The organism is Citrobacter sp. LJND-P06 (genome assembly GCF_058188415.1).
The window spans coordinates 2,389,312-2,402,074 of sequence record NZ_CP187317.1; the positions used below are offsets into that span (position 1 = coordinate 2,389,312).

13 protein-coding genes and 1 pseudogene are annotated in these 12,763 nt (G+C 50.4%); 9 read left to right on the top strand and 5 right to left on the bottom strand.

The genetic code is table 11. The features are described from left to right. Positions 1-98: 98 nt before the first annotated feature. The 3 genes from marR to marB are packed head-to-tail and all read left to right on the top strand — an operon-like array spanning position 99 to position 1,184. Positions 99-533: a multiple antibiotic resistance transcriptional regulator MarR gene (gene marR, locus ACO7SM_RS11385; RefSeq protein ID WP_490467638.1), complete on the top strand. Its 435-nt coding sequence runs from the start codon at positions 99-101 to the stop codon at positions 531-533. Positions 534-551: 18 nt separating this feature from the next. Further along, positions 552-932, top strand: a complete 381-nt coding sequence (marA, locus tag ACO7SM_RS11390) for an MDR efflux pump AcrAB transcriptional activator MarA (RefSeq protein ID WP_490470931.1) — start codon at positions 552-554, stop codon at positions 930-932. Between the two features lie 33 nt (positions 933-965). Then, positions 966-1,184, top strand: a complete 219-nt coding sequence (gene marB / locus ACO7SM_RS11395) for a multiple antibiotic resistance protein MarB (RefSeq protein WP_276291795.1) — start codon at positions 966-968, stop codon at positions 1,182-1,184. Positions 1,185-1,216: 32 nt separating this feature from the next. Here the strand turns inward: marB and eamA are convergent, their stop codons facing one another. Continuing rightward, entirely contained in the window at positions 1,217-2,116 is a 900-nt protein-coding gene (eamA, locus tag ACO7SM_RS11400; protein ID WP_490467639.1) for an O-acetylserine/cysteine exporter, read from the bottom strand. A gap of 198 nt (positions 2,117-2,314) precedes the next feature. Here eamA and ydeE point away from each other — a divergent pair, with 198 nt between their 5' ends. The 3 genes from ydeE to ACO7SM_RS11415 all read left to right on the top strand — a co-directional run bounded on the left by ydeE (position 2,315) and on the right by ACO7SM_RS11415 (position 3,929). Next, the gene (gene ydeE / locus ACO7SM_RS11405) at positions 2,315-3,502 is read left to right on the top strand and encodes an efflux MFS transporter YdeE (RefSeq protein WP_490467640.1); all 1,188 of its coding nucleotides are present in this window, start codon (positions 2,315-2,317) and stop codon (positions 3,500-3,502) included. A 260-nt stretch (positions 3,503-3,762) separates the two neighbouring features. Beyond that, positions 3,763-3,858 (top strand): protein MgtS, encoded by a 96-nt coding sequence (gene mgtS / locus ACO7SM_RS11410; RefSeq protein ID WP_000901367.1) that lies wholly within the window; start codon positions 3,763-3,765, stop codon positions 3,856-3,858. Then, entirely contained in the window at positions 3,858-3,929 is a 72-nt protein-coding gene (locus ACO7SM_RS11415; protein WP_490470932.1) for a hypothetical protein, read from the top strand. The genes mgtS and ACO7SM_RS11415 overlap by 1 nt, the downstream gene beginning before the upstream one ends. Before the next feature lie 198 nt (positions 3,930-4,127). Here the strand turns inward: ACO7SM_RS11415 and ACO7SM_RS11420 are convergent, their stop codons facing one another. Further along, positions 4,128-5,072: a diguanylate cyclase gene (locus ACO7SM_RS11420; protein WP_490467641.1), complete on the bottom strand. Its 945-nt coding sequence runs from the start codon at positions 5,070-5,072 to the stop codon at positions 4,128-4,130. Between the two features lie 487 nt (positions 5,073-5,559). Further along, complete coding sequence (locus ACO7SM_RS11425; RefSeq protein WP_490467642.1) at positions 5,560-6,540, bottom strand: hypothetical protein; 981 nt, start codon at positions 6,538-6,540, stop codon at positions 5,560-5,562. A 99-nt stretch (positions 6,541-6,639) separates the two neighbouring features. Here ACO7SM_RS11425 and ACO7SM_RS11430 point away from each other — a divergent pair, with 99 nt between their 5' ends. Next, entirely contained in the window at positions 6,640-7,527 is an 888-nt protein-coding gene (locus ACO7SM_RS11430) for a LysR family transcriptional regulator (protein WP_490467643.1), read from the top strand. A 207-nt stretch (positions 7,528-7,734) separates the two neighbouring features. On the opposite strand, the gene fos is transcribed toward ACO7SM_RS11430, so the two are convergent. Beyond that, positions 7,735-8,133, bottom strand: a complete 399-nt coding sequence (fos, locus tag ACO7SM_RS11435) for a fosfomycin resistance glutathione transferase (RefSeq protein WP_490467644.1) — start codon at positions 8,131-8,133, stop codon at positions 7,735-7,737. A 655-nt stretch (positions 8,134-8,788) separates the two neighbouring features. On the opposite strand from fos, the gene ACO7SM_RS11440 reads away from it, so the two are divergent. Next, a complete protein-coding gene (locus ACO7SM_RS11440) occupies positions 8,789-10,270 on the top strand; it encodes an APC family permease (protein ID WP_490467645.1) in 1,482 nt (493 codons plus the stop codon). 40 nt (positions 10,271-10,310) lie between these two features. Next, positions 10,311-11,738, top strand: a complete 1,428-nt coding sequence (patD, locus tag ACO7SM_RS11445; protein WP_490467646.1) for an aminobutyraldehyde dehydrogenase — start codon at positions 10,311-10,313, stop codon at positions 11,736-11,738. Positions 11,739-12,035: 297 nt separating this feature from the next. Here the strand turns inward: patD and ACO7SM_RS11450 are convergent. Further along, positions 12,036-12,544, bottom strand: a pseudogene (locus tag ACO7SM_RS11450) (recombinase family protein). Positions 12,545-12,763 lie beyond the last annotated feature (219 nt).

Genomic DNA, 12,763 nt, shown 5'->3' on the forward strand with positions numbered 1-12,763 from the left:
TTTTAGCAAATCGTGTGATCACACTATTCATTCATTTGACTTATACTTGCCTGGGCAATAGTATCTTCCGTGACTAACTACTTGCCGGGGCAACCATCGTGAAAAGCACCAGTGACCTTTTCAATGAAATCATTCCACTTGGCCGCTTGATCTACATGGTAAATCAGAAAAAAGATCGTTTGCTAAACGACTATCTGTCACCGCTGGATATCACCGCCTCGCAGTTTAAGGTGCTGTGTTCCATCCGTTGCGCGGTGTGTATTACCCCGGTTGAGCTTAAGAAAGTGCTGTCTGTTGATCTTGGCGCATTGACGCGCATGCTTGACCGCCTGGTCTGTAAAGGCTGGATCGAAAGACTGCCAAACCCCAACGATAAACGCGGCGTGCTGGTGAAACTCACCGAACACGGCGCGACAATTTGTGAGCAATGTCATCAATTAGTAGGACAAGACCTGCACCAGGAACTAACAAAAAACTTATCGGCGGATGAAGTGGCAACACTTGAGCATTTACTCAAGAAAATCCTGCCGTAAACAGAAAGAGGTATGACGATGTCCAGACGCAACACTGACGCTATCACCATTCATAGCATTTTGGACTGGATCGAAGATAACCTGGAATCGCCGCTCTCACTGGAAAAGGTGTCAGAGCGTTCAGGTTACTCCAAATGGCACCTGCAACGGATGTTTAAAAAAGAAACCGGCCATTCATTAGGTCAATACATCCGCAGCCGCAAAATGACCGAGATAGCCCAGAAATTAAAAGAAAGTAACGAGCCAATTTTGTACCTGGCTGAGCGTTACGGCTTTGAGTCACAGCAAACACTGACCCGGACGTTCAAAAACTATTTTGATGTGCCGCCGCATAAGTTCCGCATGACCAATATGCGCGGCGAATCCCGGTATTTGCTGCCACTCAATCAGTGTCATTGATAATCGCCTGTTAACGACGTAATCGAGGAAATCATGAAATTTTTGTCTTCTGCAATGCTGGCTCTGTTGCTTGTGGTCTCCGGCCAGAGTGTTGCGGAACAAACTGCCCAGCCCACAACACAAACGAATCGCGATGTGATGGTAATACCCACTGCGCACGATCAATCCCCTTTCGATTTCAATCACATGGGGGCGGGTAGCGATAAGTCCGACGAGTTAGGCGTACCCTATTACAATCGGTATGACCTCTAATTCGTTTTGCCCCGTCACTGCGGGGCTTTTTTTTACCCTCTCGCCGGTGCCGGTTTGCGGAAACGAAAACCGAACACATTGATATACAGCCCCGCCATAATCAGCACTGCGCCGACTAATTGCAGCCCGCTCAACGTTTCATCCAACAGCACGGCGGCACTGGCCAGCCCAACCACCGGCACTAACAGAGATAACGGCGCCACGCGCCAGGTTTCATAACGCCCCAACAGCGTGCCCCAAATCCCGTACCCGACAATGGTGGCAACGAGGGCAAGATAGACCAGCGATAAGACCGTCGTGGTATCAAGGCTGACCAGGCTTTGCATCATACGATCGGAGCCATCCAACCACAGCGACGCGAGGAAAAACGGAATTATCGGGATTAACGCGCTCCAGACCACCAGAGACATAACGGCCGGACGCTGCGCATGCTGCATAATCTTTTTATTAAAGATATTCCCGCAGGCCCAACTGAGCGCGGCGGCCAGAGTGAGCATAAATCCGGTCATCGCCACATGTTGCCCGTTGAAGCTGGCCTCAATCAGCACCAGCACGCCAAAAATTGCCAGCGCAATACCCGCTACCTGTTTTCCCTGTAAACGCTCGCCAAATGCAAACGCCCCCAGAACAATGGTGAAAAAGGCCTGTGCCTGTAAAACCAGCGATGCCAGTCCGGCGGGCATCCCGAAGTTGATGGCGCAAAACAGAAAAGCAAACTGCCCAAAGCTAATCGTCAGACCGTAACCCAGCAGAAGCTTAAGCGGGACTTTAGGGCGGGCAACAAAGAAAATCGCCGGGAACGCCACCAGCAGGAAGCGTAATCCCGCCAGCATCAGGGGCGGCATATTGTGCAATCCCACTTTGATGACGACAAAATTCAGTCCCCACACCACCACGACCAATAATGCCAACAGCCCGTCTTTACGCGACATCCCCTGACCTCTGCAATTATTAAATTTTTGTAAACAAGTTAACTTAGCGGAAATCGTTCTCCTGCAACAGATCATTAATTCAGGTAGGCCATATGTGGCATTTTCGGACAACTTATAAGCTATACATCACAATTTTGCCGTGCTATTCCTTTCTGATAGTTAAAAAAAACAAAACAACACGCATTGTCAGGCAGGAAAATGAACATCACTCTGAGACGGTCAACCCTTGCATTACTCGCCTCATCGCTATTGCTCACCATTGGTCGCGGCGCCACGCTACCGTTCATGACCATTTATCTGAATCGCCAGTATGCGCTGGGTGTCGACTTGATTGGCTATGCCATGACGGTGGCGCTGACCATCGGCGTGATCTTCAGTCTTGGCTTCGGCATTCTGGCGGACAAATTCGATAAAAAACGCTACATGCTGGCGGCGATTTGCGCGTTTGCCTTCGGGTTTATCGCGATCCCGCTGGTGCATAGCGTCACCCTGGTGGTACTGCTGTTTGCGCTGATCAACTGCGCCTATTCCGTTTTCGCCACCGTGCTGAAAGCCTGGTTTGCCGATAACCTCTCGGCCACCGCGAAAACCAAAATTTTTTCGCTCAACTACACCGTGCTCAACATAGGCTGGACCATTGGGCCGCCGCTCGGCACCCTGCTGGTGATGCAAAGCATTAACCTGCCATTCTGGCTGGCGGCCGTCTGTTCGGCCTTCCCGTTGGTTTTTATTCAGACTTGGGTCACGCGGTCAATAACCCCTGTCGACGGTATAAACACCTCCGTGTGGTCGCCGTCGGTGCTGCTGCGCGACAAAGCATTGCTCTGGTTTACCCTCTCCGCGTTTCTCGCTTCGTTCGTGGGCGGCGCGTTTTCATCCTGTATCTCCCAGTACGTGATGGTCGTCGCTGACGGGGATTTTGCCGAGAAGGTCGTCGCCGTGGTGTTACCGGTGAACGCCGCCATGGTGGTCAGCCTGCAATATGCCCTCGGGCGCAGGCTCAGTACCACGAATATCCGCCCGCTGATGGCAGCAGGCACCCTGTGCTTTATGATTGGGCTGGTGGGTTTTATGTTCTCAGGAAACAACCTGATCCTGTGGGGCGTTTCTGCCGCGGTCTTTACCCTCGGTGAAGTGATCTACGCGCCGGGGGAATATATGTTGATCGACAATATTGCCCCGGCGGGCATGAAAGCAAGCTACTTCTCAGCGCAGTCGCTTGGCTGGCTGGGGGCGGCCTTTAACCCGTTAGCCAGCGGCATTATTTTAACCACGCTTCCTGCCTGGTCGCTGTTTGCGGTACTGATTGTCGCCATTGGGCTGGCATGGGTGATGATGCTCAAAGGTATGCGCGTTAAACCCTGGCAGCAACCGGTAACCTGTTAAATCACCAACCACCGTGCAGGCGTCGTGCCTGCGCGGTCATGTCGCCTCCTCCTGATAAAGAATGCCCCACCTTAACGTTCCCCGCATCGCCATTTTGGTTACCCTTTTTCATATTTCGAGCCATCGGCAGTGAATAAATTTACGCTTAATTTGAAATAATCACCCAATTCATCTTTTGTTTAAGTTCGTGCTGATAAGATTGATATCAACGAAATGAAATAGAGGTAGACGAGGAAACACATCAAAACAGGAGGCATACTATGCTGGGTAATATGAATGTTTTTATGGCTGTACTGGGAATTATTTTATTTTCCGGTTTTCTGGCCGCGTACTTCAGCCACAAATGGGATGACTAATGAACGGAGATAACGACTCGCCGACATGGCCCCTTGTTGCATCACTGCACAAGGGGCCTTTTTTTATCTGAATAACGGGCAAAAAAAACCGCCGGATAAACCAGCGGTCAATGCTTGCATGGATAGATTTGTATTTTGCTTTGTACGTTATCTGGCAACTCCCTGCGAAGACAACGGATCGCATGCACCTTATCACTGACAATCTCAATGAACGTTAAACAATGCGGAACTAAGTCAGTAAAATCGATCTTAGCAGCGTTAATGACGCGTTAGTTCAGCCAACAGCCTGTTTTTTTAAATGCCGGGTAAACAGGTTCGCGACCGATAATCCGGGTGATTTTCTGCTGCTCATCCATAAACATGCAACGATTTCGGCCCGTTTGCTTACCCTCATACATCGCCCTGTCCGAGCGCCCCAGTACCACATCCAGAGGCTCCCCTGGTTGCGCCCGGGTGATACCACCGGTCACCGTAATGTTAATCTCGCCGCCAGGATAATGAATGCTGTTTTCGGCGATCAAGTGACAGATACGCATTCCGGCCTGACACGCCATGTCGTCGGTCTTTGCTCTGATGATAATAATGAATTCTTCACCACCATAGCGGTACGCCGTTTCGTCATGCCGGGTCCACGCCGAAAGATTCGACGCCAGTGTCCGCAACACCACATCGCCAACCAGATGCCCATAGGTGTCATTCACAGATTTGAAGCGATCGATATCCAATAAAAACAGATATAAATTAGAGGGGCTGGCATCAATTAGCTGGCGGTCAAAAGACTCATCCAGAACACGTCGCCCCGGTAATCCCGTCAATATATCCATATTACTCCGGATATTAAGCAGGTATATTTTGTAGTCTGTCACTGCGGCAGTGAACGCTAATAATGCGTCCTGAAAATGCTCAAAATGTTCTGGCAGCCATCTTTTTTCAACAATCGCCAACAGCAATACACGACCACTGTCATGCATTTTGGTATGTGCTACATCTATCTGATAGAGATATCCTGTCTCTTCGGCGTCACGCGCTGGGTGATTATTCAACCATTGACCAAATGCGCACAAGTGATGTGAATCTACATGCGTAATTTCTGGCTGAGTTATATCACCCGAAGCCACACAGCGAAACATTTTGACCAGCCACTTATAGTGGGAATCAATTGATTCATTCAGACTTAGTAAAATTACATCTATTTCGGCGGTTTTTTTAATCATCGTTTCTCCCCACTCACACATCCTTGATGTTATAGATTCTAACGATAGAAAAGCATATTTTTGTCAATTTAGTCATAGAAACCCCACCGTAGAGCGGGGTCATTCACAACACTATGATTTTAAACAAAAGCCAAACAAAAAAAAGTAGATAATCCTAAACCAGTAATAAAAATCCCAGGCAATATCCGTCATCTTTCTGCTTACTTGCACGACAATTCGAATTAATGAAGGGGTATATAGAAAAATGAACAGTTCGATTTTCGCTCAAATTATTCACCAGTCAATTACTCGATAATTTCGAAATTCATATCAGTAATAATATGCTTGTGGAGTCACCGGGATGCATGTTTGGGTATTCCCCCGATCATGCAGAATAACAACAACTGACGTCACCCGCGATGAAGCTGCATCGGTTCAATACGCGGCTCCTGCCCTCGCCGCGCCGAATAGCGCTGTTCCAAATCCGTACTGTTGCCGCGAGACAAGGTCAGGCCGTCATCAATACGACACCAGCAGCCTGCATCGCGGTGAGCGCCGCCTCTTGATCCATTATTTGCTCAGGCAATATAAACCCGGTCAATGGGCTTTTGAGTAGCGCTTCGATGACGATGGTAACGCCAAGGGCTGTGAAATGCGCCTGCCCTTGTGGGTCGGAAGCGATAATTCGTTTGGACTCTGAAGCGCCTGAACCATTAACACCCTGTATATCAACATACAGTTCTACCGACGCTTGAGTGGCATTTCTCTTCCCCTCTGAAGTCCCCACGGCGACATCCAGCCTGATATTGTCAGCACGTGTCATTGCCGCAATCGCGCTAACATCCAGAATACCAAATGGCGTAGTCTCGACACATTCACCACTGATAAGGCAAATGTTACTCTGCTCAGCGGTATAACCCCAAATACCCTCTTCCCGTACAAATGCAGGCGCTATCGCCTGATTAAGCTCTTTTTCAGTGACTTGACCGATAGGATCTTCCGGGTCGTGCAATGCGGTCAGCCGTACACGTTTAACAGAACTAAACTGGCGGGCAAGTTTATCAACCAGCGGTAAAAACATTCCCGCCTCATAGTACCCTAATGGTACGATCGGCGAAGTCGCATGATGGAACATCGCCATGTTCAGCAGTGGTGCATAGCCGTCGGCGGTTCCTACAGTAATATCAATAAAAGCAATATTGTTGCGAATGGCGTATTCACCTAACGTATGTTTTGGATCGGGTACGGCGCTGATAATAAGCTGTGAAGTCGATACCAGCGGCGGAAGCTCCCCGCTCATCAAATCAAGACAAACAGTCATGGCGTTTCCCAACTGGGCCGCAAGTTTTTCGCCATTTTGCGGCGAGCGGCCAGCCAGGATTAATTTCGCGTCCGGAAAACGCGCCCGCAGTTGGGTGGCCAGATTACTGCCTATCATCCCATAGCCGCCGGCAATAAAAATCTGCTGTGTCAGGTTGAAATTCATCATGTTTCCTCATTTAAGCGTTGCTGATGAGGTGACTTTAGAACACAAATCGACTTTAATTAAGCTCATTAATTTTTATGGGTTAGTGAGTTTAAATCAGCAATGAATGTGAAAATTTCCGATTTTGAACCCTTTATCGCAGTCGCCACTTTTCGTAGTTTCCGGTTGGCGGCAGAAGCCGCAGGCGTGACATCTTCGGCAATGAGTCATTCGATCCGCCAGCTTGAGGAACGATTAAAGATACGATTATTTAATCGCACGACTCGCAGCGTGTCTCTGACGGATGCCGGGCATAAATTATTTGAATCGCTTTCCCCACTTTTCAATCATGCGATGGATGCCATTGAAGCAATAAATGATTATCGTGCCACCCCCATAGGCACACTCCGCATTAACGCGGTCAGGCTGGGGGGGCGTTACCGACTCGCCCCTTTGGTCGCTGGGTTTAATAAGGACTATCCCGACGTCAGAGTGGAAATCATTCAGGATGATAATCTGGTTGATATTGTGAGTAGTGAATACGACGCCGGAGTGAGGCTGAGTGATATCATCGAAAAAGACATGATTTCTATCCCACTTGGTCAGCCTGTTCGTTACGCCGTTGTGGCAAGCCCAGAATACCTCCAAACACATGGCAGCCCAAAGCAGCCTCAGGAGCTTCTGGATCACGCCTGCATCCAGTTTCGCTATCCCGGTGGGCGTAGCTATCAGTGGCAATTTGGTCAGGATAACGAGCGCATTGAGATTAATGTGAAGGGAATGCTTGAGGTAAATGACCTCGATGTTGCACTAAGTCTCGCACTGAATGGCGCAGGTGTCAGCTACGTGTTGTATGAAATGGCTGAACCCCATATACGCAGTCGCAAACTCGTTTCGTTACTTGAGGATTGGCTGACAGAACGTCCCGGCTTCTATCTTTATTATTCCAACCGAAAATATGCTTCCGCAGCATTTCAGGCTTTTGTGGAGTATATAAAAACGCATCATTAATACCTGTCGCGTTGGGGGATGTCTGTATAAAGCACGCCCCGGTTTATAGAACACAGGAATGTCACTAACGTCCACACCTGGCACCAAACCGTCAGCAGCAGGAACCACGGTCAGTTATGAGCGAAACAGCTTCGTAAGTGTCTGAATTAACCACTGAGATTCACGCCGATTTTTCAAAACATCCTTGTTGCGCTCAATGTTACGATACTAGAAAAATTCCATTTTTTCATAAGGATGCTTCTTGCATTCGCTGAGGCGACTCTCCAAATCGCCGTCATGTATTTCCAGCTTATGTCCATCAGGATCCAAAAAATAGATAGATTTCCCTTCACTCTTATTTGTTTTCCACTCTGTAACGCCCGATGATTTCAGGTGTTGAGCAAACACATCGAAGTCTTTACTACGGATGCTGAATGCGTAGTGAGTGTAATCCTCCTGTGAAGCAACTGAATCAGCAGAAAGACACAACCACAGATTACCCAGGCAAAGGTAAGCCCCACTGGACCATCTGGCCTTAGGTATAAAATCAAGTGTATTGACGTAAAAATCAAAACTTCTTGAAACATCACTTACAGCGATTGTTATGTGATTCAGACCGTTCAGCATGCAAAGTCTCTTCAGCAGGATGCAGGAGATGACACATTACCCTAAAAGAGCGTCAACGTAAGTCCTGGGCGTTAATGTAAAACCGCATAAAAAACCGGGCATCGCACCCGGACAAAATCATACACCCGCTCAATTCCTTTGCCGGTGAACCCTTACTGATGCGTCTGGTAGCGCTGCGTGACCTCTGCACAGAACGTGAGTTCCAGCAGACGCGGAGACTGCACCGGATGGCGCGATACTGAAACCAGCGATAGTACGGGATAACGCATCGTCAGGCCGTTTTACGGCAGTAAGGGCAATCATCAGAATCAATCCTCTCAGAAAGTCTTCAGGAGACAGAGCCGTGCATTTCGCAGCCATAAATTAAAAATATCTACATTTTTTAGAAATGGGCATATATCGCCCAAATTGTTTAAATTTTGTGACGCGGTCGTAAAAAACAAGCAAAAAAGGGAGCAAAAAACGCGGTTTTCTGGCGATGCAAAGGCGATAGCGTGATAAGCCTCACGGAAAAACCAGAAAAATAGTAACAAAAACGTGACATATACTCACAAATATTAACAAATCACGACAGCGAGACTGTACGACCTCCTGGCGCTCCTCTATACCTTGATCCGTGTTACCTGCGACACATCAACAACACAGAGAAAAACGTATGGAACAGACTTCTGGCAAGAAAAATGAAGAAATTCATAGTGATAATAAACCGCAATTTAACCGCTCCATCGGACTCATCTCTAACTTTTCGCTCGGGTTCACCTACCTCTCGCCGCTAACGGCGGTCTATTCCCTGTTTGCGCTGGCGGTGACGCTGGCAGGGCCACCGGCAGTCTGGTGGATCCCAATCGTGGCCTGCGGTCAGCTTCTCGTGGCGCTGGTGTTTGGTGAAGTGGCCTCGCAATACCCGATTACCGGGGGGCTTTACCCGTGGGCTCGTCGCCTGTGGGGCAAAAAATATGCGTGGATCGCCGCCTGGATTTATCTGTGGGCGTTGGTCGTAACCATCACCTCGGTAGCGGAATATACCGCCACCTTCGTGGGCTCGCTGTTCGGTTTTGCGACCTCGGCAGGCAACATGCTGATCACCTCAGTGGTGCTGTTGCTGCTGATGATGGTGGTGAACATGTCGGGCACCAAAAACCTCGCGCGGGTCGCCCGTATTGGCTTCTGGTGTGAAATCGTCAGCGTGATTGCGCTGGGGATTTATCTGCTGCTGTTCCATCGCGCGCAGCCGTTCTCGGTGCTGTTTGACTCCATGGGCGTGCTGGCGAAAGACGGCAGCTACCAGCCCGCATTTATGGCGGCGGCGCTGATCGGCCTGTTCATGTTCTTCGGTTTTGAAGCCTGCGGCAACGTGGCGGAAGAGGTGAAAAACCCGAGCAAAAAAATCCCAATTGCGATGATCCTCAGCATCGTGTTTGGCGCCATTTCGGCGATGGTGTCGATCCTCGGTTACCTGCTGGCGTCGCCGAACCTGATGAACATCGTCAACGGCAAAATCACCGATCCAATCCCGGCAATCCTCAATGAAGCCCTCGGTGAAACCGGTGCCACGGTGTTTATCATCATCGCGGTGATTGCCATGTTGTCGTGCATTTTGTCGCTGCAAGCTGCGTTAAGCCGCCTGATCTTCTCCTTCTCCCGCGACCAGATGCTACCGGGTAGCACCTGGATGTCGAAACTGTCGAAAAACAGCGTGCCAGACAACGCGATGATCGTTAGCTGTCTGCTGCCGGTGACCATCTGCGTGTGGGTCTATTTCCAGCCGGACAACCTCGCGCGCATCACCGCCTTTGCGGTTATCGGAATCTATATCTCCTTCCAGATGGTGGTACTGGCTGCCCTGCGTCAGCGCCTGAAAGGCTGGAAACCTGCCGGTGAGTGGAGCGTGGGTGGCTGGGGAATGCTGGTTAACGTGCTGGCGCTGGCCTATGGCCTGTGCGGGATCTGGCTGCTGGCGCAACCTGCCGAGAGCAGCAGTTTTATCGACCGCTGGACGGTGCTGGTTGGGCTGTCGGTGGTGGTGGTATCCGGGCTGGTGTACATGGTGCTGGCGCGACCGTTCGGGCGTTCAAACGCCCCGGAAAACGATGCCATTGAACATGCGAAACGACTGAACGCAGAACAATCTCTGTAACTAACTCAGAACATAACAACGATCACTAATGGAGTCGGCTATGCAACACAACTTATTGATAAATGGCGAACTGGTAGTGGGTGAAGGTGAACTGCAGCCCGTGTATAACCCCGCAACCGGCGAGGTGCTGGTGGAGATTGCCGAAGCCTCCCCAGCCCAGGTGGATGCCGCCGTGCAGGCTGCCGATCGTGCGTTTCAGCAGTGGGGGCAGACTACGCCAAAAGCGCGTGCCGAGTGCCTGCTGAAGCTGGCTGATGTGATTGAACAGAATGCCGAAACCTTTGCCCGACTGGAATCGCAAAACTGCGGCAAACCGCTGCACTGCGTGCTTAACGATGAGATCCCGGCCATCGCCGATGTCTTCCGCTTTTTCGCCGGTGCAACCCGTTGTCTGAACGGCCTTGCCGCCGGGGAGTACATGGAAGGTCACACCTCGATGATCCGCCGCGACCCGGTGGGTGTGGTGGCCTCGATCGCCCCGTGGAACTACCCGTTGATGATGGCCGCCTGGAAGCTGGGCCCGGCGCTGGCGGCGGGTAACTGCATCGTTCTCAAACCCTCGGAAATCACCCCGCTGACGGCACTGAAACTGGCCGAACTGGCGAAAGATATCTTCCCTGCCGGGGTGGTGAACGTGCTCTTTGGGCGCGGTAAAACCGTGGGTGACCCGCTGACGGGCCATGAAAAAGTGCGCATGGTGTCACTGACCGGCTCTATCGCTACTGGCGAGCATATTATTGCGCACACCGCGTCGTCGATTAAGCGCACTCATATGGAGCTGGGGGGGAAAGCACCTGTGATCGTCTTTAACGATGCGGATATCGATGCGGTGGTGGAAGGTGTGCGCACCTTTGGCTTCTACAATGCCGGGCAGGACTGCACAGCGGCCTGCCGGATCTATGCGCAAAAAGAGGTCTATAACACGCTGCTCGAAAAACTGGGTGTCGCCGTGGCCAGCCTGAAAATGGGCGCCCCAGACGATGAAACCACCGAGCTTGGCCCGGTCAGTTCCGCCGCCCATCTGACACGTGTCAGCGAGGCGGTGGAACGCGCCAAAGCCCTGCCGCACATTCGGGTAGTGACCGGCGGTAACAAAGCTGACGGCAAAGGCTATTACTTCCAGCCAACCCTACTGGCCGGGGCGAAGCAAGGCGATGAAATCATCCAGCGCGAAGTGTTTGGCCCGGTGGTCAGCGTCACGGAATTCGACGACGAAGAGCAAGTACTGGCGTGGGCAAATGACTCCCAGTACGGCCTGGCATCATCGGTCTGGACCCAGGACGTGGGCCGCGCCCATCGCCTCAGCGCCCGCCTGCAGTATGGTTGCACCTGGGTGAATACCCACTTTATGCTGGTCAGCGAAATGCCCCACGGCGGGCAGAAACTCTCCGGGTACGGCAAGGATATGTCGATGTACGGGCTGGAAGATTACACCGTGGTGCGTCATGTGATGATTAAGCACGGATAACCGCTATGTGGCTGCAATAGTAGATTATATTGCAGCCACTGCTTTATGAAGTGGCAAGCCACCAGCAGCACCCGCCCTTTCAGGCTGAAGCCAGCATCAATACCATGCTGAGGATGATGTCGTGGCACACTGAATTTTGCCTGACCTGCTCCCCGTTGATTAACATAGACCGATTAAGCAACTTCCGCTTTTGGCACGCAGCCGCCCGCCCAGCTAAAGGGCTTTGAGCTGTATTTACACTCAGAATTATTGCTGCCCTGCCTTTACCCGGAGTATGGCTTGTCGGGGAGTATTAAATTACCGCGCAATGGCGCTGATACTTATTCCGGCGTTAACCCTTGAAATCACCGTAAGTTGCTTTTTTTCCTCAAATTCTGAAGTACGTCCAAACCGTTTTTCGGCTGCTTTTGCTCGCGCAATGCCAGAGTGCGTATACTCAAACAGCAAATCTCTTTCAAATTCCGGCACAGCAGAAATGGTCTTCATGGTCATTTTTCCTGCCGGACTGGTCAGATCCCCCGCCCAAGGCCAGGCAATGAACACGAATAACTGAAAACCAGTTATTCCACCTTTTTTCTGATATCAATTGCATTGCGTCCCAGACAGTCAAGTGTGGTGACAATCTGCAAATCACCATTTTCCATCCGGTCGAGCCGTTTAGAAAATCCAGGCCGCTCATTGGCGGCAACTGAACCACGCCACCGCCAACATTGAAGAGATTCGCGGCGCGAACCAACCGACAATCCACTAACCTGCTCCTCCTGCTTAGGGCAGCGAGACCCAGTGAAATAATCTGTAACACGCATAAATTATGTATGTTTATATCTTGAACTGGTTCACAAAATTTAGCTTAATGTGTTCTTAAAAATAAGCACGGTGAATCAATTCGTGAAAATCATTCACGTCACTTATCGAAATACTGATGGGTGGTAAATATAAATGTCTACATTGGTTACATAACGCGTAATTACCAAATTACTCTACAAATAAATTTATTTATTAACATATATCATCAAACTGGGTTT